The 20,437-nt window shown below is 53.2% G+C and carries 23 protein-coding genes and 1 pseudogene; 11 read left to right on the forward strand and 13 right to left on the reverse strand.

Translation table 11 applies throughout. The features are described from left to right. Positions 1-781 precede the first annotated feature (781 nt). Positions 782-1,855, forward strand: coding sequence for a hypothetical protein (locus GX117_03555; protein ID NLO32421.1), 1,074 nt, complete (start codon positions 782-784; stop codon positions 1,853-1,855). Positions 1,856-2,172: 317 nt separating this feature from the next. On the opposite strand, the gene GX117_03560 is transcribed toward GX117_03555, so the two are convergent. Continuing rightward, positions 2,173-3,429, reverse strand: coding sequence for an ATP-binding domain-containing protein (locus GX117_03560; protein NLO32422.1), 1,257 nt, complete (start codon positions 3,427-3,429; stop codon positions 2,173-2,175). A gap of 472 nt (positions 3,430-3,901) precedes the next feature. Between GX117_03560 and GX117_03565 the strand changes: the two genes are divergently transcribed. The 3 genes from GX117_03565 (at position 3,902) to GX117_03575 (ending at position 5,432) form a co-directional block, all read left to right on the forward strand. Beyond that, positions 3,902-4,033 (forward strand): tyrosine-type recombinase/integrase, encoded by a 132-nt coding sequence (locus GX117_03565; protein NLO32423.1) that lies wholly within the window; start codon positions 3,902-3,904, stop codon positions 4,031-4,033. A gap of 181 nt (positions 4,034-4,214) precedes the next feature. Further along, positions 4,215-5,045, forward strand: a complete 831-nt coding sequence (locus GX117_03570; GenBank protein ID NLO32424.1) for a hypothetical protein — start codon at positions 4,215-4,217, stop codon at positions 5,043-5,045. A gap of 174 nt (positions 5,046-5,219) precedes the next feature. Beyond that, positions 5,220-5,432: a hypothetical protein gene (locus GX117_03575; GenBank protein NLO32425.1), complete on the forward strand. Its 213-nt coding sequence runs from the start codon at positions 5,220-5,222 to the stop codon at positions 5,430-5,432. Between the two features lie 21 nt (positions 5,433-5,453). On the opposite strand, the gene GX117_03580 is transcribed toward GX117_03575, so the two are convergent. The 8 genes from GX117_03580 to GX117_03615 all read right to left on the reverse strand — a co-directional run bounded on the left by GX117_03580 (position 5,454) and on the right by GX117_03615 (position 10,510). Continuing rightward, positions 5,454-5,687: a hypothetical protein gene (locus GX117_03580; GenBank protein NLO32426.1), complete on the reverse strand. Its 234-nt coding sequence runs from the start codon at positions 5,685-5,687 to the stop codon at positions 5,454-5,456. Next, entirely contained in the window at positions 5,684-6,166 is a 483-nt protein-coding gene (locus GX117_03585; protein ID NLO32427.1) for a DUF669 domain-containing protein, read from the reverse strand. Before GX117_03585 ends, GX117_03580 begins: the two co-directional genes overlap by 4 nt. A 12-nt stretch (positions 6,167-6,178) precedes the next feature. Beyond that, positions 6,179-6,952, reverse strand: a complete 774-nt coding sequence (locus tag GX117_03590; protein NLO32428.1) for an ATP-binding protein — start codon at positions 6,950-6,952, stop codon at positions 6,179-6,181. Between the two features lie 20 nt (positions 6,953-6,972). After that, positions 6,973-7,983: a PD-(D/E)XK nuclease family protein gene (locus tag GX117_03595; protein ID NLO32429.1), complete on the reverse strand. Its 1,011-nt coding sequence runs from the start codon at positions 7,981-7,983 to the stop codon at positions 6,973-6,975. Continuing rightward, positions 7,980-8,306 (reverse strand): hypothetical protein, encoded by a 327-nt coding sequence (locus GX117_03600; protein NLO32430.1) that lies wholly within the window; start codon positions 8,304-8,306, stop codon positions 7,980-7,982. The genes GX117_03595 and GX117_03600 overlap by 4 nt, the downstream gene beginning before the upstream one ends. Before the next feature lie 116 nt (positions 8,307-8,422). Beyond that, complete coding sequence (locus GX117_03605; GenBank protein NLO32431.1) at positions 8,423-8,989, reverse strand: sigma-70 family RNA polymerase sigma factor; 567 nt, start codon at positions 8,987-8,989, stop codon at positions 8,423-8,425. Positions 8,990-9,181: 192 nt separating this feature from the next. Continuing rightward, positions 9,182-9,526, reverse strand: a complete 345-nt coding sequence (locus GX117_03610) for a hypothetical protein (GenBank protein ID NLO32432.1) — start codon at positions 9,524-9,526, stop codon at positions 9,182-9,184. Between the two features lie 204 nt (positions 9,527-9,730). Next, a complete protein-coding gene (locus GX117_03615) occupies positions 9,731-10,510 on the reverse strand; it encodes a hypothetical protein (protein NLO32433.1) in 780 nt (259 codons plus the stop codon). Between the two features lie 69 nt (positions 10,511-10,579). Between GX117_03615 and GX117_03620 the strand changes: the two genes are divergently transcribed. Continuing rightward, the gene (locus tag GX117_03620; protein ID NLO32434.1) at positions 10,580-10,870 is read left to right on the forward strand and encodes a hypothetical protein; all 291 of its coding nucleotides are present in this window, start codon (positions 10,580-10,582) and stop codon (positions 10,868-10,870) included. A 1-nt stretch (position 10,871) separates the two neighbouring features. On the opposite strand, the gene GX117_03625 is transcribed toward GX117_03620, so the two are convergent. The 3 genes from GX117_03625 to GX117_03635 form a co-directional block, all read right to left on the reverse strand. Beyond that, positions 10,872-12,125, reverse strand: coding sequence for a hypothetical protein (locus GX117_03625; GenBank protein NLO32435.1), 1,254 nt, complete (start codon positions 12,123-12,125; stop codon positions 10,872-10,874). 98 nt (positions 12,126-12,223) lie between these two features. Beyond that, positions 12,224-12,868 carry an ImmA/IrrE family metallo-endopeptidase gene (locus GX117_03630; GenBank protein NLO32436.1) on the reverse strand — a complete coding sequence of 215 codons (645 nt, stop codon included), beginning with the start codon at positions 12,866-12,868 and terminating at the stop codon, positions 12,224-12,226. Positions 12,869-12,921: 53 nt separating this feature from the next. Continuing rightward, positions 12,922-13,296 (reverse strand): helix-turn-helix transcriptional regulator, encoded by a 375-nt coding sequence (locus GX117_03635; GenBank protein NLO32437.1) that lies wholly within the window; start codon positions 13,294-13,296, stop codon positions 12,922-12,924. 208 nt (positions 13,297-13,504) lie between these two features. Here GX117_03635 and GX117_03640 point away from each other — a divergent pair, with 208 nt between their 5' ends. The 5 genes and pseudogenes from GX117_03640 (at position 13,505) to GX117_03660 (ending at position 17,404) form a co-directional block, all read left to right on the forward strand. Further along, positions 13,505-13,765, forward strand: coding sequence for a hypothetical protein (locus GX117_03640; protein NLO32438.1), 261 nt, complete (start codon positions 13,505-13,507; stop codon positions 13,763-13,765). Between the two features lie 30 nt (positions 13,766-13,795). Next, positions 13,796-14,284: a DUF2924 domain-containing protein gene (locus GX117_03645; GenBank protein ID NLO32439.1), complete on the forward strand. Its 489-nt coding sequence runs from the start codon at positions 13,796-13,798 to the stop codon at positions 14,282-14,284. 12 nt (positions 14,285-14,296) lie between these two features. Beyond that, positions 14,297-15,904 (forward strand): annotated as a pseudogene (locus GX117_03650) (recombinase family protein). Further along, the gene (locus GX117_03655; GenBank protein NLO32440.1) at positions 15,885-16,301 is read left to right on the forward strand and encodes a hypothetical protein; all 417 of its coding nucleotides are present in this window, start codon (positions 15,885-15,887) and stop codon (positions 16,299-16,301) included. The pseudogene GX117_03650 and the gene GX117_03655 overlap by 20 nt, the downstream one beginning before the upstream one ends. Before the next feature lie 128 nt (positions 16,302-16,429). Then, positions 16,430-17,404 carry a DUF4145 domain-containing protein gene (locus GX117_03660; protein NLO32441.1) on the forward strand — a complete coding sequence of 325 codons (975 nt, stop codon included), beginning with the start codon at positions 16,430-16,432 and terminating at the stop codon, positions 17,402-17,404. Between the two features lie 109 nt (positions 17,405-17,513). Here the strand turns inward: GX117_03660 and GX117_03665 are convergent, their stop codons facing one another. After that, complete coding sequence (locus tag GX117_03665) at positions 17,514-17,837, reverse strand: hypothetical protein (GenBank protein NLO32442.1); 324 nt, start codon at positions 17,835-17,837, stop codon at positions 17,514-17,516. Between the two features lie 693 nt (positions 17,838-18,530). On the opposite strand from GX117_03665, the gene GX117_03670 reads away from it, so the two are divergent. Next, the gene (locus tag GX117_03670; GenBank protein ID NLO32443.1) at positions 18,531-20,435 is read left to right on the forward strand and encodes a DUF262 domain-containing protein; all 1,905 of its coding nucleotides are present in this window, start codon (positions 18,531-18,533) and stop codon (positions 20,433-20,435) included. The last annotated feature ends 2 nt before the right edge of the window (positions 20,436-20,437 follow it).

The following is a 20,437-nucleotide window of genomic DNA, read 5'->3' on the forward strand; positions in this document are numbered from 1 at the left end:
GACGGGCTACGCTCCGCGAAGGCATTGCAAGGGAGGACAGCCAAGGTCCTCATTTCACGCAAACAGGAGACACAGATTCCACCTTAAATTTGGCGGTTCGTGGTCTAAGAATGGGGTAAGGCGCAATAATATAGACAGGATAAGATAGATTTTATGCTATGTTCACTGAAAATACAAACAGGAATTACTTGTAATAAAAAGATTATATGATTCTGTTTTTTGTTCGTCAAATCAAGTAATTAGTCTGGTAATTAAGTAAGGAGAAGCAAAATGAAAGTAGTCTCTTGTTTCAAACCGATATATTTGTTTATCGTCATTGTTTGCCCATTCTTGGCTGGTTGCCCTGAACACCCATGTGATAGTGGCATTTATGAACTTTGCCCGGATGGCATGTTACCCGATTCAGGGGCGCCCGATTCACCGGGAGGTGGAGAGACAAGAGCCTGCGCCCTAAGCTATAGTAAGTGCTCTGGGTGTGACAGAATCACTAAAGAATATGGCAGGTATCAATTGCCTAGTTGTCCCGAAGATTGCCCAAATAAAGCGGAGCATATGGCAAACTGCAAGAACTGCCTTAATATTTACTATGATGCAAGTCCGCTATGTTCACAACGAATAGAAGACTGTCGACCTCTATGCAACTACACAAAAGTTTAGCAATATTAAACTGACAATAAATTAATGCTTGCTGGAATTGACATCCTGATCCCGAAATATTATCAATGCGTTTTGTGGCCTTCAATTCCCCTCTTTCTCTCTTTCCGTGAAGGAGCGTAATGTTATGATTTGTATTATCTCTTCTCTGCTCATATCAACCTTCTTGGCATCCATTGCGGACCCAAACACTTCGGCCGTCATAAAGCGGAAGGCGGATGCTATTGTCTGGTCGAACGCGCTTAGATCTTTTAGTGGGGAATACACCGTATATGAGCGTAAGGCCGACAAATTCTTCATCACCCACGTTTTGCTCAGCCATGACGGTGATAACAAGAAAATTAAAGTCACTTTTGAAGACAGAGGTAATTTTACCACTGAAGAATCTCTCTTTAGTGGTGCTTTTAGATATTTACGCACCAAGTATTCGGAGGAAGTACCAGAATATATAACAGACTTCCCCACTGATAAAGCCTCCTTTTCGGTCCCTGAATCCTCAATATATACTCCCCAGTTGTTCTTCCAACAGAAGGCGGTTTGGGATCATAATGATTCTCTGGAGGATCTGCTTTCCTGGAGTGGCGAGCAATTCGTGATCAAAGGTGAAGAGCATGACGTGCTGGTTCACGAATCGAATCCCGGTGGGCGAATGGACATCCATTTTGACCCTTTGGGCAGGGTCGTGCAAATAGATGTACTCGCCGGCTTTGGCAATAACAAAGAAGCACTTAAGCAACAATACGCCGGAAATATATATGATTTGCGCTGGCCTTATTGGTCCTATATTTACGAGGACTATAAATTAATCAACGGGGTGTGGTTTCCCTTGATGGTTAGAAATATCATCTACGAGCCGGGCTCTCTTGCCAACAGCATTATTGAAGCCCAAAACAGAGACGAAATTGATCCCGTTGCGGCCAGCATTGCGGTCCGTTTAAGCAACGATTTCGTTGAAGGCCGCATTTCAGAAATTGTGTTCAAGGAAGATTCACTGATCCTGAATGAGATTCTTGATGAGCGCTACTTTAAGATTGATATTCCGCCCAACGCCACATTCATAATTCATAACCGCTTGGTCGACCAAGAAACCCTGCAACGCAACCGGGTATACCGCCGGATTATAGTTGGCGCCTTGATTACCGGGTTAGTGTCAGGCATGTTATTTTGTATTTACTGTATTCGAAGGCGACGGATGTTATAAAACGGGCAGTTCAGGGACTGGTTGCGAAATGCGGGAATCCTTGGAACACTTTACTCATTTCTCCGGACTACCCCAGATATCACGCGCTTCCTTCACGTCCCGCCACGGGTACCCGCTAAACCAGCCTGACGGTGGATGGAGTAATAACGAACACTTCGTGAAGACAGACTACGCTCTGCCATACGTGATTCAAGTCTGCGTTACTCTTTTGGGCTCTGCCGAGGATACGTGACATATCTTCCTTTGAACCTTTTCACGAGTCTCATTTTCACCCAGCGTTTCAGCAGGATAAAGAGGAATCCGCGGAACGGTGCGGTTCACAGCGTCTTTCGCGGGGGGCGGCGTTTAGGCTTGGGTTTGGGTTTCGGGGGCGCAACGCGTTCCTCGACCATTTCGCGGGCGGCGCGGACCTGGCACACAATCAATTCAGGTGGGATTTCAGCCAGGAAGCGGCTGGTTTTGCACATGCGTTCGCGGCCATGGCGGGTGCGCGACAGGGCTTCGAAGAGGGTGACGTGCCGTTTGCCGCGGGTCAGGGCGACATAGAAGAGGCGCCGTTCCTCGTCGAGGGCGCCGTCGGTGATACTGCGCTCGTGGGGAAGCGAACCATCCTCCATGCCCACGATAAAGACGAAGGGAAATTCCAGACCCTTGGCGCTGTGAATCGTCATGAGTGACACGCCGTCCCGTTTCATGTCCTGCCTGGACTCCGCCTGGGCATCGCTGTTAAGGTGGGTGGCATCGAGGTACGCATGCAGTCGCGGATGATCCGTGCCGGCCGCGTAGGTGGCGAGGGCGTTGATGACAGCCTCCACATTCTGGACGCGCGCCTCATACTGTACGGGCGTACGGCTGGTACGCCGCAGTTCATCGAGGTAATCGATATCACGGATCAGGTCACGGGCTATGGCGTCAAGGGGCGCGTCCAGATCGCGAAAGCGCTTCCGGTAGCGCTGGATCACGCCGAGAAACCTGCGGATGCCGTACTCGGTGTTTTTCGGGGCCATGCTGCGTTCGAGCACGGCGGCCATTGCCATGCCGAGCGACTTGCCCTCGGTGCGGCAGATCTCGTGGGCAAGGTGCAGGGTAACGTCGCCGATGCCGCGCCGGGGCACGTTCACCACCCGCAGAAAGGCGGTTTCGTCGCGCGGATTGGCGATGACTTTCAAATAGGAGATGATATCCTTCACCTCGGCGCGTTCGAAGAAGTCCTGCCCGCCATAGACCTGGTAGGGGACGCCCGCCTGGCGCAACGCCAGTTCAAAGGGGCGCGACTGGAGGTTGGAACGATAGAGAATCGCGAAATCTTCGAGACTCACGCCTGTTTTTTGCCGGATCTGGATGAGCCAGTTCACCGCCTCGCGCGCCTCGTCCTCCTCGTCGCCGACCACGAAATGATCAATGGGCCGGCCTTTGCCCAGGGACGACCAGAGTTTCTTTTCCCGGCGCGCACTGTTATTCCTGATAACGCCGTTGGCGGCGGCCAGGATGGTTTCGGTGGACCGGTAGTTCTGGTCCAGGGTGATCACCTTCTCGTCCGGGAAGTCGCGTTCGAATTCCAGGATATTGCGCACATCCGCGCCTTCGCTGGGCCGATCCCTTTGATCTCGGGATGATTGGCCAGATACTGGGCCAGCCCTTCGGCGTCCTGGGGCATCTCGATAGATACATGGTCCACCTTAAACTGCCGGCCATACTTGGGATGCTTCTCCCACGTGCCCGCAAGCGAAACCGTATCGCCTTCAGTGGCGAACACATTTCCTGCGAACGACACCCAGTCCCCGCCATCAACCCGCATCCGCCCTGCGGAAAATGTTGGACTGGAATAGTAAACCCTATCAATTGATCCTCGAACAGTACATGTGGCATTATTCACAATAGATTCCTCCGGTTAGTGACCGAGGCACAGCGCGACCGCGCGCAGACCTTTAGGGGTTACTTACCGGGAGGAAGAGAAGACTGTCGGAAGGCCATTGGAGGATTCTTTAATGCAGATGGCGACAAGCCACATGCCATACTTTTCAACATTCCTTCGCCACACTACTCTTGGAAAGCGGCTACGACATTCGGACCGTCCAAGAACTTCTCGGTCGCAAGGACGTGAAGACCACCATGATTTACACCCATGTCCTGATCCGGGGAGGCAAGGGCGTCAAGAGTCCGGTGGACGATTTGTAGAGGAGAAACCAAGGTGTCTTATACAGAAACCATATATCCCCCCGCGTTCGGTGCAGAAAATGGACTAAGATTCTGCAAGTGCTGTAGTTACGACAGAATAGCAGGCGGGGTCTTATGCCGCGATGTCGCGGCCCAAAGGTGTTATGAAGAAACCATATAACCATTGTTAGGAGGATGAAACATGAAACGAAGGGATGAACAGATGATCAATCTGCTCAAGTCAGATCAGATACCTGAGATTCAACGACCATCATGGCTCAATGAAAACGTCATAAACGGTTCTTTTCCATTCAGAGACATCCTCAATGAATCAGTTTTCTACCCTGCTTCAGGACTGGACAGCGATCCTATAATGCACCTCGGTCACTATTTTTGGAGTTTCGTTTATGCAGATTACGGATACACGCCTGAATCGATTTTAGCCGCACTTGACCCAGCTCCATTCATGGGCGAGCTACGAGGAGGCTACAGTTTAATTTGTCGAAGAAGCCTAACCGAAGATGAGTTGCCTCTCACTCGATGGAATGATGAAAGTTCGTGCTGGCTTGAAGGAGGCAATAACCGAGAGGCGCGGGAGAGAGCAACGCCTCCGTTTGCAGAATGGGCGTTGCTGGAGCGAAACTATGGTTCGGACAAACCAAGAGAGCTAATGAGTCTTCTGTTCGTAGGGGCGGATGGCGTAACCTTATTCAAGAAGTTATATGTCGAAAACAAGGTAGCGCCTGCTTGTATCGCTATTATTCAGCCCGGAGACGGAATGGGTGACCAGAATTGGACTGACTTCAGTAACCCAAACGCCTACCTTGCGCAAGCCGCCATCGAAAATCCTGCAGGTAGTCCCCGTTTTCTGCTTTACGGCGGCAACGGAAGAGTCGAATGGTATAAGCAATGTTGCTGGTCTGGATACGACAGGCGTGTTGCTTGGCCGTTGGCGAGAAGAGACTTCGTCCCTGGAAATCCTTTACCTCACAGCCGTGATGGTGCACTTGGCTTGTTCGAGCGAATCGTCTAACAACCGCATTAACTTGGACTAGCAATTCCGCTGCGCTCCATTGCCAGCCGGTTATGCAGAGCGTTAGGAGTAAGAATGATATCAACCAAATTTTCCTATACTCTAAAGGTTCATAACAGCGTATATCCGATTCACAAATACCTATTCAACACAATAGAACTTCATTATAAGGATATGAACATAATTAACTGGCAGGTCGGTTCAAGTGAAAAAAAAGCAATCCATAATGATAAGAATCATTATCAAACTGATGTTGTAATAGAAATCACAATAAAACAGAACCAGGATTTATTTAATGTAAAGAGCAGATTATTTATTATCTTATCTTTAGATCCAAATCTTGAAATTTTAAGGCAAGAGTGCGATCCAAAGGATATTTACGCTTGAAACTTTCTCCTAACATCTGTATCAACTTGGGTTGGCAAGTTTCCGCAACTCGGCGTGGAACCGTTTGCGGGTGCGGATGACAGTGGAGATGAAATTCGACCTGGACTTGCGCTCCACAGCCACCCGCGTTTCGCTGCCGACGAGCGAATAGTCCCCGGCAGGGAGGGCGCGCCGAACCGTTTCGAAGCGTTCGGGGTCAAAGGTGTAGGGCTGTTGTTCCCGCGTGTCTATGACGATGTTGATACGTTCCATCAGAAGGGGATGAGATCGCCTTTGGCGTCCCGTGCAGGTTCGCCATCGTTGACGTCAATCTCGATACGCCGGTTGAGATAAATATTCTCATTCTCCCCGCGGGTGCGCTTCGTAACCTCCAGCGTCAAGTCGAGCAGGTCATTGAGACGCTCCGGCAGGTCGGACAATTTCTCGAGTTCGAGACCGCAGGTGTGCAGATCGTTCTTCAGCCACTTGATGTTTTCCTTGGACGCCATGACGTTGTTGCGCCACAGCAGACGTCCCGCGTGAGTGGGCGCGAGAATCTTCAGCGTCCATTTGAGCATGGGGTTGCCTGAGGACTTGGCCCGAGACAGTTCGACGTGTTCCACCATCACCTGGTACTTGCCGTCGGGCACGGTATCAAACTCCCGGTCTTCGACCTCAGCGCTATCGTAGTCGTCATCGAACTGGCTGAGGTCTATGTCTTCGTGTTCGTTCTGGGGGTAGCCGGTTGTTTCCATGAGCAGGTCTCCTTACTTGCCGGTCTTCGCCGTTTTGGCGGCCGGGACTGGGTTTGGTTGGCCGGCTCCCGCCGACGTACCATGCTGGTTATTGTTTTCAAAGGCTTCCGCGAATGCGGGGAAATCCAGGGGTATGATCTCCGGCAGGCGGCCGAAGCGGTCGCCGGCATCGTAATTCGGGCTGGGTTTGGTGCGGATAACACGGCGGCATACGCGCTGCCCATTCTCATTCTGCACCGCCTCGATGTCACAATAGAGAATCAGGTCCACCAGGCCGATGACGATCTGCCGGAAGGATTCGGAAAGTGTTGGTACTGTCCGTGTGACGGTGCCGGTCCGGGTTTCCAGGTCACGGTCCTGGGAATGGCTGATGAGGATCAGGCCGTATGGTAGATGCGCCAGCTTGGTCAGTACCCGGTAGATTTCATTTTTAATTAGTCCGTAAATCTTGCCGTGAGAGCCGTCGGACTCGTGCTCGATGCCGCGCTTCTGGCAGATATGGTCGGCACAGAGGCGGTAGAGCACATCAATCGTGTCAATGACCACCGTCTTGAACGGGTGTTCTCCCTTCGCGAGTTCAGCGCAGACTTCGAGAAACTCGGGCCAGGACGTGATAGGCTGCTGATAGACTTCGAGGGCGTTCAGGCCGGGCTCCGTTGCCAGGAAGATGGCTTCGGGCGCCTGCGATGCGAAGGTGCTCTTCCCTATCTTCGACGGGCCATAGAGCAGAATGGACACATCGTTCAGCGTACTTTTGGGGGGTGTTTTCGCGGTCGGCAATTTCATGATGTCGGAATTCCTTTCTCTTAGAAGACGGGAATGTCTTCCGTGGTTTCGGCCAACTCGGTGTTGGGCGGGACATGCTGGTACAAGTTTTCGATTACGTTGGGGCTGCCGTTTGACCGGCAGAGTGCGAAGTAGGGGCAGGGGCGGCCATAGGTGAAGCATTGCGACGTGTTCTGGTAAAAGACGCCGCGACGGCGCGCGTCAAGAAAGGAGCGGGTCAACTCCCACAGTTCCGCGCGCAGCGTGTCGAAACGGTCACGGGGGATATAGAGCAGTTCGCGGTGGAAGGCGTCCGGTTGGGCATACCAGTCCACAAGGCGCTCCTGGAATTCAGCGTCGGTCTCGGGTATTTTGCGTTTCGCGCTTGTCTTGCCGGTCTTTGAATTGGCGATGAGTTCCGCGCGGCGCGCCTCGTATTCCGCCTCGGTCTCGCCCTGGCGCTGCCGCAGTTTCGCCTTTGCCAGGATGTTGTAAACAACACCGCTGATACGCCAGCCCAGGGCCTTCTCCACGTACCAGGCATACAGATGAATCTGGAAGTCCGTCCAGAGCCGCTCCAGATAACCGGAGTCGATCTGCGAGGCCGTTTTGTGTTCGAGCAGAAAGTACTTGCCGTCCTGCCTGACAATGCCGTCTACCTTGCCCGCGAGCGTGAAACTGCGGGAGGAAGCGCCTGTCGCCGGGTTGATAATGTTTCCCTCAAAGGTTTTCTCCAAGGCAACAACCTCGAAGTCCTCCCCGGGATACCGGCTGGCATAGCCGGTCATCATCGCCGTGGCCAGGTGCCAGTCGGCACGTTGCTTTTCGTCACCGGCGCGTTCCGGATAGGTACGGTCGATGAACGCGATCACACGGTTCAAGTCCTGATGCTGATGCCAGCATTCCAGACAGCCGTGTATAACCGAGCCGAAAGCCAGATTGTGGTCCCGTTCGAGTGGCGCCAGGTGTTGGAGATAGCGCCATTCACAGGCTTTCCGACAGTTACGAAACTTGGACCACATGGAATAGGTAGTCTGCATTTTTTCGCTCATACGGCGGCTCCCGCTGCCGCGGCACGGCAGTTTCCCTGGCCTGTGCAGCTGTGGGCGGGCTCGTGGACAATGTCCACGGCGTCGTCCCCGAACTCGCGCGTCACGAAGCCGGTGAAGATCTTCGCGAGGTCCCCGCCAATGCGTGTGCCTGCGTGAATGACACACACCCGTTCCTTTTTGTCCAGTCGGAACCGGCCGTCCATCCGCACCCGCGTGCGGCCGTGCATGCTCTCCACAGCCAACAGGGCGAGCATCAGTGTCTCTTCGATGTCCCGGACCGGAACCTTGTCCTTGAACTGGTAACAATACCGTTCTGTGTTCATGGGTCTTTCCTTTCTCAGATGGGTTGAGATTCCGTTCCGAGGCCCCGGAACCCGCCGTGGTGTTCATGGCGGTTACTGCTGGTTACTTACCGGAGCCTCGGAAAAACTGTCGGACGTCAGGTCAGGTATTCGTCCAAGCCGGCCTCAACCAATAACTGCCGAAGCTTCTTGATGCGGCTGTATGGGGTTGTGCGCGAGAGTCCCAAGTCTTGCGCTACCTGTCGGACATTGCCGCGCAGCAGACGCTCCCACAGGTCGCGCATATCGTCGGGCAACGTTTCGAGTGCCGCCTGTATATCTACCAGGATTTCTGTGTTTTCTGGCGTGTCGGCAGCGGTGTCCGACATCTGTGCACCGAGTGTTTCCTCGTTCGAGGCGCCGTTGCTACTGGTGGGTTCGTCAAGCGAAGTTTGACATCGTCGCCAATCCCGGCACTGCGCGTATCGCTCAGAGATGAGCGAGGATATCTTGTGTTCGACGATGCGCGCCATAAAGGTGGATTGGCGCGCGCGAAGGGGGTCATACTTCGGCAGCCGGATGATCAAGTCCAGCGCGAGTTCCTGCTCGATGTCTTCGAGGTCCGAGGCCCTAAAGCCGGCCTTGCCAATGATCTGTCGCGCTTTGTTCTTGATGAGGTCTCGGGCATAGTCGCCCAGTTCGTCGTATTGATTCGTGAAAGGCATGAGTTGTCCTCCTCGGCCTGAGGAGGAGGCAAGTGGGCATCGTCGCGGACCGTTAGCAGCGGGGAGACGACAAGACGGCGGAGGCCGTTGTGGAATCGCCTGTCTACCGGTGTGTTCCGGTGCGGCGACACCCACAACGACCTCCGCCATGCGGCCAGTCTGTTGTCTAGTGTCGTTAAAATGTTCTTGCCGTCAGACGACCTGCTCTTCGATGATCATTCCGAAAGGCAGACCGCCCTTGATCTCCAACTGTTTGATGGTTCCGTTACCGAGCCGCTCGAATGTTTCGAACAACTCGATGACATTGCGCTTGAGGGTAAAGTCGTCCAGACCGCTCTCTGGACGGGGCCGGTTCTCTCCGCCGAACTTGATGTGCCGTTCGATCCGGGTCGTCGGCGTAAACGCTGGCTCACCATCCCGGACTTCAATCTGGTGAATACGTCCGAAGTTCATCTCCTGCATCTTCTCGAGAAGACGCGTCCTGGACATGGACAGGCTTTGTTTACTGGCGGGTACTTCTACTACGGTAGTTGTCATAATTGACCTCCAATGTTAGGGTTGCGCGGTCGTCTGGTCGCCGCTGTTATGCGTAAGATCATGCGGCTGCGGGACACCCAAATTGCAGGTCATGTAAAAATTAAACCGGTCAAGTAAAAGAAAACGCGCCGGAAGAAAGCGGCTGTTATCAGGGGCTTTCTACCGGCGCGTTGCGGCATACCGGACAAGTCACAAATTAACCGGTCAAGTGTCTGGTTTCTTCGATTGGTCTGGGCGTATGACGACAGAGTAGGGGTTTAGACGGTAGCCATAGTCACCTTCTCCGATCCCTTTCCATCGCTGGGTCTGGATAATGTCATGGCGGTCAATAGCAGCCCCCGTTTCACGCTTGATGACCTTTTCGATTTTGGCTTGTGTGCGGTTTACCGATTTCCGAACGACGTCAGGGTCTGCATGCTCCTCACCGGTTTCGTCGTAGAGGGCATTACAGAGGGCATCCGTGTTCATCGCCCCGTACTCCTCCAGAGGGGTGCCTGACGTAAGGTCTTCAACAAACTGGCGGTAAAGCATTCTGAAGAGGCGGTTACCGGTTGTGGCGTTTGCGGGAATGACCACCTGCCCGTTGACCTGCACTTCCTTATCTCGGACTTCAATGATAAATACCCGTTCCGGATGTGGGGGAACGACGGGTTCAAAGGCTTGTGGGTAACAGCGCCCCTTGGTATAGATGGGCAAGGCGGCATTACCAGATGCCGAAGGCCGCTGGCTTTCAGATTGTTCTTTGAGGATGGACGGCAGGTCCGCATCGCCGCTGAGCAATTCGGAGAGGGAAACACATCGCAGCCATGCTTCCGGCATGGTTCGCTCGCTTCGGCCGCGTGGGTTTACGCTCATCCAGACTGCCCGATTGTCTTGCGCAATGGCCCACTCCCGGGTCATCTTGGTATTCGCCTCGCAGTAGTCGACCACGCAGAGATAGATCTCGGCTGTGCCCGTCTCTACGCGATAAAACCATGGCTCCATCTCCTTAAAAGTATACTTGGCCTTTGACGAGGTGGTTTCCAGCCAAAGTTTCACGCCCTCGGGGCGAACGTGGCACTGCAATGCCTGAAAGCGCTGCTTGCTCCCTGGATAGACCCGCCGGTCACACGATGGACATTGATATCCTTCGCCCGCCTGGTCGATGGACTCATCCAGGTAGATGCGGCCTGCGCAGTTCCGGTTGCTCGTAAAGCGGAAGTCGCCATCCCTTGGGTTGGCGCAACGCACATATTCTCGGGACTCAACCGTGAGAATACCGAGCCCGGCAAGTTCTTCCGCGGCGTCTTTCGCGTCTGCCTTGAGTTCGAGGCAGGCGCCATCCGTCAGAAGTTTATCCAGTAGATTACAACTCTTTTTTGAAACGTTTTTCCGTTGACAGGACCGGGATGCCATACTCGTCCCTCATATAGTTTTCGAACTTGCGGCGTTCAAACACATTCAGTCGGTGGTCGGAATACCGAACAACGAATTCATCTTCCTCATGCTCTTCTTCCCGTTCGAAGATAATACTCACCCGCTTCTTTGCAAAACGGACCTTGATGCTCTCAATGCAATCGAGATGCCCCAGGAGCCCTCCTACAGCAGTCTCAAAATGCCGGACGGCCGGGCCTATGGCGGTCAGTCCAGCGATCTTGAGCTTTGGCGCACCGTCGAGCGGGGAGTTGGCGAACAGCATTTCCACCCACTCGAGCGTATTATCTTCACCGTGACAAAGTCGGTTGAGCAGACGCTCGAGTTGCTTGGAGTAGGTCAACTCGGTTTCATTGGCATATTCGACAGCCTTGCCAAAGTATCCCGATGCAAGCTGGTTGGCAATCTCCAACGATTCGTTGATGCTCTTCGAGGCAATATTGACTCGCTTCGCGCCAGACTCAAAATCAAGAATGATCCATTCCGGCCGGTGGCCGTGTACAATCTGATTGTCCCGAACAATGTGTTCTGGGCGTTCACCACGGCGAACGAAAACCAGTAAACGGTCATCTAGTTCGATGACGTCCCGCAGCTCGCTCGTTTGCCCATCGCGCAGTACATCATCTGCAACCCCCAATCCCTGTATGGCGCCCGCAGAACGTAGAAATTCCTGGAAGGAGTGCTTTTCTGGTTTACGCGCTTCGGTTGCCATTGTCATGCGTGCAAACCCCGTCCGGTGAATTTTGTCCAGGTGAAAGACTTCTCGGAGCAATCCGGCGTCGTGGCGGAAGAGTGCGAAAAGCAACGCGAGGATGTCATGTCGTTCCTCATTGACGCGACAGGCGTCCACCACATCAGAAGGCAGGCTCCGGCAGGCGAGTTCTTCGATTGCCGCATGGGATTTGCCCCGGCCGAAATGCGCCACCAAAAGATAGGGCGTGAGGGTGCCATTGCACTCAGAAAGGGATGCCCGGCGGTCATCCAGACCGCGGCCTTGTTTAAGACCAAGATTTTGGCATAGAACGCTGGTGCGGCGCTTGTCCAAACTCTGCACCCATTCGCTAAGGGAGCCATTCTCCTCAATACGGCGGAGAATGTCTTCGATGCCCAATTCGAGATCATTCTCCCAGAACTCGATAGGCGGCGCACCAACTTTAGTCATCGTTTCGTTAAACTTTGCTCGCATTTTAATACTCCTTCCATACGTTGGGTCGAACTGATAAGTAAACACTAAACACCTACCGCATGAAAATGCGGTACATAGTCGCTATTTTTGTCTGGGGATTAACCGGAGAAGAGGTCCGGTTCGGGGTGTTCCGCCAATATGAGTTTCAGCCCTTCAAGACGGATTTGCATCGCCTGTCCGGAGACCCGGAAGTGTTCTGCCATATCTTTCGCAACCTGGGTAACAGGGATTGGATACTCCGACTGGGCTTTGATGGCCTCGATCTCTTCGAAGGCCATGTATTGGTCCAGTCCGCCGCGAATTTCCCGCCAGAAATTCATGATGCGGTCTTCGGGCATCAGAAGGTAGCTAGCGAAACGATCTGCCTGCCACTCCATTGATTCTTTCCGTTGACTGCTGCGGCACACGATGGATGGGGCCGTTGAGATGTCGAATAGTGTTGCCTGTTCCGGGATATCCGCAATCTGATGAGCATGCATAACCCAATGCCCAGCCTCGTGGGCGAGGGTAAAGTTGAAACGCCCCTCCATTGCTGGATTCTCCGAGGGCTCCAAGGACTGATCGATAACAACCGTTTTCGACTGAATCCATGTAGCGCCAAGAATATCCTGAGCCCCAAGACGCTTGGAAAGATCGTCTAACTCAAGGGTCAACCCCAAGGTACTCTCGACCACCATGTCAACAGGAATGGCAGTCGAATCATCCATCCCGTACCGGCCGGCATACAGCCCAAGCAGTTCCATGGCCGCCTGTTCGATTTGGTCTGTTGTCATATACTTAATAGGGTACTGCAGGGTTACTTCTCCTTCACCTCATCTTTCTTGAGCATTTGCTCAGTCAATCTTCGTATTTCGGCCTCACTACGGCCGCTGGCAACACGTAGAAAATCGGCCAGCACTTTAGGTTTGTCCTTGATGATGTCCGACAACGCGGGATCAACCTTGCCGGCCAGCGCCAGCAATTCATCCGCATCGCAATCCAACAGATTGGCCATGCGCTTGATATTTTCCGCACTCGGCGGATCAAACTCACCGGTTTCGACCTTGCACAAAAAGGTCGGGCTGATGCCTACCTTCTCAGCAAATTGCCGCAAGGAAAAACTGGGGTCCGTCTTTCGCTTCTCTTCGCGCAGACCGCGTATCCGGTTCCCGAATGCCTTATTACCGGGCATGGTTATATCTACTTTCCATTTTTGTCCAATAAGGAAAGGCGCCATATATCGGCGCCAACTATTGACTGTTTAGGTTATTGTAAACGATTCGGGAAACAAATGTCAATTCGCATTTCCCACGTACAACAGATTGACTGGCGGGTTCACGGTTCGGACATATTTGCTTGCTTCTCGGTAAGTAAACAGCATGGGCTGACTGGCGGCCCATGTGGAAACCATCTGGGAGCAGCAGAAAATGATTGGAATCGAAGAACCACAAGAAATGACTATGGAGGCTCGTCGCCGCGAACTTGCCAGTCTGTTGGCGAAGGGTTTTCTGCGCTTTCGCAAGCGCGTGGACTACAACGAGATTATCCGCCGCTGCGCTACAGAGGGCACATCTTTGGCTTCGGAGGCGCAGTTGCATCTTTCCTCTCAGAATGACTTGATTTCGCCCGCCCAACCAAGCGTTCATTGCGACAGTAATTAACCACGGCTGAGAGCCGGAAAGGAAAATGTAATGACGCTGAACATCCAGGAAGAGGTCGCACGGCTCAATGATATGACCGTAGGGCAACTGCAACGAGAATTCCTGCGGTTGACTGGCGAAGGGACCAAGGCCAACAACAAGGTCTATCTTGTAAAGCGCATCGCTTGGCGCAAACAAGTGCTCGTGGAGGGGGATATCTCCGAAAGAGCGCGTCTGCGTGCTGCGGAACTTGCTAACGAAGCCGACCTGCGCGTGCGGGCGCCGCGCGGCACGTTCGACCCACCTCGACCCGCAGAGCCGGAACGCACCTTTAGGCACCCTTTCACCCCTCGGGACAATCGGCTTCCTGCGTTAGGTGGAATCCTGAGGCGAAACTACAAGGGCACGGATATCGAGGTGCGTGTTATCAAGCAAGGATTTCGCTGCAATGGTAAAACTTACAAGTCCTTATCAGCCATTGCACGTGAAGTCACGGGCACGAACTGGAATGGTTTTGACTTCTTCGGACTGAAGCGATAATAGGAGATTAGCGTGCCCAAACAGACTCGATCTACTGAACCCAATACTCCCCAACGTATTCGCTGCGCCATCTATACGCGCAAGTCTACCGACGAAGGTCTTGACCAGGAATTCAACACGCTGGATGCCCAGCGCGAATCCGCGGAAGCGTACATCGCCAGCCAACGCCACGAAGGATGAATTGCCCTTCCAGACCTATATGATGACGGTGGTTTCACAGGCGGCAATATGGAACGGCCCGCACTGAAGCGTTTGCTCGATGATGTTGAAAAGGACAAGGTCGACTGTATCGTGGTATATAAGGTGGACCGCCTCAGCCGCTCCTTAGTGGACTTTGCTCGCATTATGGAGACGTTGGAAAAGAACAACGCCAAGTTCGTTTCAGTAACGCAGCAGTTCAATACGACCCATTCGATGGGTCGCCTGACGCTCAAAATCCTGCTTTCCTTCGCCCAGTTCGAACGGGAGATCATTGCTGAGCGTACCCGTGACAAGATGTCCGCCGCACGCAAGAAGGGCCGTTGGGTAGGCGGCAGTCCAGTACTGGGTTACGACATCGATCCTGCTGGCGGGCGCATACTCGTCAATGAGACGGAAGCCGAGCAGGTGCGCGACATCTTCGCCTGCTACCTGGAGCATCAAGGGCTCGTGCGCACGGCCCAGGAACTCAACCGGCGCGGATACACCACCAAACACTGGACAAGCAAGCGGAGAAAGGAACATGGCGGCCGTGATTTCAACAAAACGAACCTTTTTAAACTGCTCACGAACGTTATTTACATTGGCAAGGTCAACTACAAGGGTACCATCTATGACGGTCAGCAGCCGGCACTGGTCTCAGAAGACATCTGGAACTGCGTACAGACCCTGCTCAAGCAAAACGGCACCGACGGCGGTGCACGTGTGCGAAATAAATACGGCGCGCTGCTGTAGGGGCTGCTTGTCTGTGAATCCTGCAACGCTGCCATGGTTCACGCGTACACATCGCGCGGCAACCGGCGCTACCGCTATTACGTCTGTTCTCATGCGCAAAAATACGGATGGGAGACCTGTCCGACACGGTCGGTCCCCGCCCATGATATAGAGGAGTTCGTGGTTGAGCAGATCCGGCATATCGGCAACGATGATGCGCTCGTGGCTGAAGCCGTGGCCAGCGCGCGTGCGGAGAATGAAGAACGGCTCCATGAATTGCAACGCGAGCAGGATGTGCTCCGACGCGAGTTGCACAGCCTATCCGGGCAGGAACGAGAACTGGTAAAAATAATGGCGGATGTAGGGGAGATGTCCGGTGCAGAGACACGGCAACTTGCGGACGTGCAGGACCAAATCGAACAGATCCGTCGCCGGAGTACGGAACTGCGCGAGGAAGTTGTTGCAGTGTCCAGCGAACTCGTCACGGAACAAGAAATGTCCGCAGCCCTGTCGTTATTCAATCCGGTCTGGGACCACCTCAGGTCGCGCGAACAATGCCGTGTAATGAATTTAGTTGTCGAGCGTCTTGGCTACTATGGCGAAGCAGGCAAGATTGCCTTAACCTTTCAGCCCAATGGCATTCATGCGTTGGCCCGTGAATGCGACACCACCATAGAGGAGAGCGATAATGAGCGGAATGACAGTTGAGTTTCCGGTTCACATTGAACGTTTCCAACACGGAAGAAAACGCCTGCTTAAGGGCAATGCGTCCCCCGGAACCGAGGATAGTAAACCCGGCCGTGTGCCGCGGTTATCCCGGCTTATGGCGCTCGCTATTCACTTCGAGGTGTTGCTCGCCAGCGGCGAAGTCACCGACATGGCCGACCTCGCCCGCCTCGGTCACGTCAGCCGCGCCCGTATCACCCAGATCATGAACCTCCGTCTCCTCGCGCCTGACATCCAGGAAAACCTCCTCTTCCTGCCCTATACCGAAGATGCGCGCGATGAGCTCAAGTACGCCGACATACGCCCACTGACAGTGGAACATGATTGGACCGAGCAGCGGCGGATGTTGAGAATCTTGACGTACACGAGTGTGTTTTGAATATGCCGTGAGTAATGGCCTGTCCCTGTGCGGTCGTTCTGGATGTGAAAACTGATCTCTAATTGGAATATACTTGCATTAGCCATAACGCCCAGTAAACATTGGGGCTATCGAAGTGGAGAGAGACCATGTACATTGATGCACGAAAGTGTGACTATGAGAATCTTGGAATGTCGGCGAGCGACAGTGCAACCTGGCGGGATAGGGATAAAGAGTTTACGAAATGTCTCTACTCCCAGTGGTTTGCTGAGAGTCTGGACGAGATTATAACTCGACTTTGGGAAATCGATGACATTGGGGTTGTCGAGCAGACAGGGGAGTTTGTGCGACTCCTGAAGGAAGCGGAATTCACCTATTCGGTTGGCGCATATCAAAGTGCGATTGCTCTCATTGGTGTCTGTGCTGAAGACTTGTGCCGTTTTATTGCCGCGAACAGCGGCAAATCTTACGACAAGCTTAGACAAAAGGATCGCATAGACAAGCTTCAGGATGATGGTCTTATTACAGCGGAACTAAGCGACAAATTTCACGTGATCAGAAGATTACGAAACGATTGCCTCCATTTTAACAATTGTTTCAAGGCCAAAGCAGATGCTGATTTGAGAACAGATGCTTTGGAGGCGATTAATACTCTGAAAATGCTTTACGCCTTGATAGTGGGTGCAATCGATTACAAGACGGTCGACCTCGCCAAGCTTTCCGACGTGCTGGAAGCCTTGGTTGACGCGAGTATTAACGTGAGCGATTCGGCAGTTAAAGGTGGGAATGATGTGAGAAATCGTTTGCGAAACATCTTCGCGGCTGCATTCGGCATAGATTTGTCCTTGACGAGTTCGAAGACAAAGAGCTCAGTTATATCCCTTTTTGTGATAGACGAGATCGATTTGGATATCATCCCTCAAGAGGCAACTCTCAAGGATATAGTAGGCAAAGGTGCTTTGTATGTTGATCTCCAGGAAAGCGATATCGCTTATATGGCGGCCCAGCATATAGAAGAGGGAGATACAATTCTGGCTTGTGTCGAAAGTGAAAGCGATGACCTTGGTATGACCTCGAAATGGACGTTCTCGAGAAATTTCAAAGTGAGGAAAATCACATCTTGACTTTTCCTCGCGATACTCGGTGGCGGTTTCAAAGAGCGGGTCCGACGTCTCGCGCAGTTGATGTTCACTGACTGCTTCGGCTCTTTGTGCTGTGAGCCTACCCCGCATCTTAAGCCGGCCGATTTCCTGGTACAGGGGTGCCGTGAGGGCTTCGGGGTCCACCACACCTCCATTGCGGCCGCGCTCGAAGCACAGCGGCGCGTTTTCCACGAGTTGCTTCTCCCACTGCGCGATCTGCATCGGTAGCGTGTGTCAAGTTGCGCACTCTTGGTTTGGGGCCTCCTTCTGCAGTTTGGGTGCTTGTGTTTTTGGGCGGGACCAAAGCCCTTTCTCGTCGGAGCCGTCCGTTGCTCAGCCATGAGCGGCGACGGAGGGCGACATAGGGGAAGGGCGTACCCCTTTCCTTGGTGAGTCCTGAGCCAAGTGCGTTCATGCGGCTTTTTCCTCGGTTATCTCGTCCGGCGTCGCCTGGTCGATGGTTATACCGACGTTTCGTCCATGTTGGTTAACACTCGGTTTTTGTTGGGTTTCTCGTGTCCAACCTCGCTGTTTACTAACTCGAAGTTGTTAAGCGCAGACTCTCATGTTTCGTGAGAGTTTTTCGCCTGAGCGCCGGGAACCTGCCGGTTTCCTTCCGGTTGCAGGTTTGCAACGGTCTCATAACATGAGAATACAGTAGAGACAGGGGGGCGGTGCAAGTCGCGCATTGGCAGGCAGATACGACAACGCCCCGGCCTGTGTTGGACCGGGGCGTCGTGTAAACTAAAACCCAGAAAAGTAAATTGTATTGACTGCAATGGCAAATGCATTTCCCGCGAACGAAACCCAGTCTCCGCCATAAACCCGCATCCGCCCTGCGCAAAATGTTGGACTGGAATAGTAAACCCTATCAATTGATCCTCGAACAGTACTTGGGGTATGATTCACATCAGGTTCCTCCTGTTACTGATCGAGGCAGCCCCCGGACCAAGCGAATCGGGACCACGCGAGTGCAAGTCTCAACAAGTGCGATACAGGCCCCGACAAGCCCGACAAGAGGCGTTGCGCGAACATGACCAAGACTTGAGGTGCGATGACATCGGGACCGAGAAAGCCCAAGAGAGCGAACCCAAAGGAATAATCTCAAATGGCCGGCTCAACCTTCCAAACCAATCCTTATGATCTCTACAAACTTCTGGACGATTGCCGAAGCGGCATTCTTCAGTTGCCGGATTTTCAACGTAGCTGGGTGTGGGACGAAGAGCGAATCAAGAGCCTGATCGCATCAATTTCACGCGCTTTTCCAGTGGGCGCATTGATGACGCTGGATACGGGTGGTGATGTTAATTTTAAACCGCGTCCCGTTGAAGGAGCGCCGGACGAGGCTAAGAATATCTCGCCCTATTCGCTGCTACTCGATGGACAGCAGCGCATGACATCGCTGTATCAAGTAACGCTGCGCGGTAAGGTAGTCGAGACCGTCACGCCCAAGAACAAGAAAGTTAAACGCTGGTTCTACATCGACATAAGCAAGGCACTGGATGTGAATTCCGACCGCGAAGAGGCCATTGTTGGAGTGCCGGAAGATCGCGTAATCCGTGCAAATTTTGGTCGCGGAGTCGTGTTGAACTTGTCCACATCCGAGAACGAGTATTCAGCGCTGATGTACCCGCTGACACAGGTGTTCGACTGGGATCGCTGGCAGGATGGCTTCGATCTGCACTGGAAAGGCGACACCAACGAACACGTTCGCGAGACTTTTCGCAAGTTCAAGCGCGACGTACTGGAGAACTTCAAGTACTACCGCGTGCCAGTGATATCTCTCGACCGGTCCACTTCAAAGGAGGCGGTCTGCGTGGTATTCGAGAAGGTGAATACTGGCGGCAAGCCGCTGGATGCCTTCGAACTCGTGACAGCAATGTATGCCGCCGATGGTCACGAACTGCGGAAGGACTGGTATGGCGATGACGGCCAGAGGGGCCGCCATCGGCGTTTTGTGGACACCTTGCGCCCTGCGGATTCGGAAACGGGCATAATCGCCAACGTCAGCAATACCGATTTTCTTCAAGCGGTCTCCCTGTTCTATACGCGAGAACGCCGTCGTGCAGCAGAACGTGCAGGCAAGACAGGCAAAGAACTACCGGCTGTGATTGGCAACCGACAGGCATTACTAAACCTCCCGCTTACCGCATATAAGCAATACGAAAAACAAGTGGAGCACGGTTTCATGCAGGCAGCGAAATTCCTGCACATGCTGCATATCTACCGCATCTTCGATCTTCCTTACCAATCGCAGATCGTCCCGCTTGCCGCCATCATCGCTGACATTGGGGATGCCTGGGAGCACGAGGCCAATCGCGCCAAACTGGTGCAGTGGTACTGGAATGGCGTGTTTGGTGAGTTATACGGTTCGGCTGTGGAATCTCGCGTTGCACGGGATTTTATGGAAGTACCGCGCTGGCTGCAAGGTGGACCGGAGCCAACCACTGTGAGCGAGACCATCTTCCGCGCCGACCGACTAAAGACGATGCGCATGAGGTTATCTGCTGCCTATAAAGGGGTGAACGCACTGCTAATGAAGGAAGGGGCGCAGGATTTCCGTTCCGGGCAGAAGTTCGACCACACTGTGTTCTTTGGCGAGAACGTGGATATTCACCATATCTTCCCGCAGGATTGGTGCAAGAAGCAGAGCATTATACCAGCGATATACGATTCCATTATCAACAAATCACCGCTTTCATTTCGAACAAATCGCATCATCGGTGGCGTTGCGCCATCTGAATATTTGGCCAAACTGGAGAATGGTGACAAGCAGACACCAGGCATTGAGCGGGACCGATTGGATGCCTATCTGCGCTCACACCTGATTGACCCGAAAATATTGCGCAGCGATGACTTCGAAGCATTCATGTCCGACCGCCAAAGGCGTTTGCTGGTTCTGATTGAAAAGGCAATGGGTAAGGCTGCATACAGTGGCGCAGAGCAAGAAGAGGGAATGGACTTTGAAGCAGATGCGGATACCGTTGAGGCGGAAATGCTGATTTCATCGTGATT

It is taken from the genome of Candidatus Hydrogenedentota bacterium (assembly GCA_012523015.1).
Taxonomy (GTDB): Bacteria; Hydrogenedentota; Hydrogenedentia; order Hydrogenedentales; family CAITNO01; genus JAAYBJ01.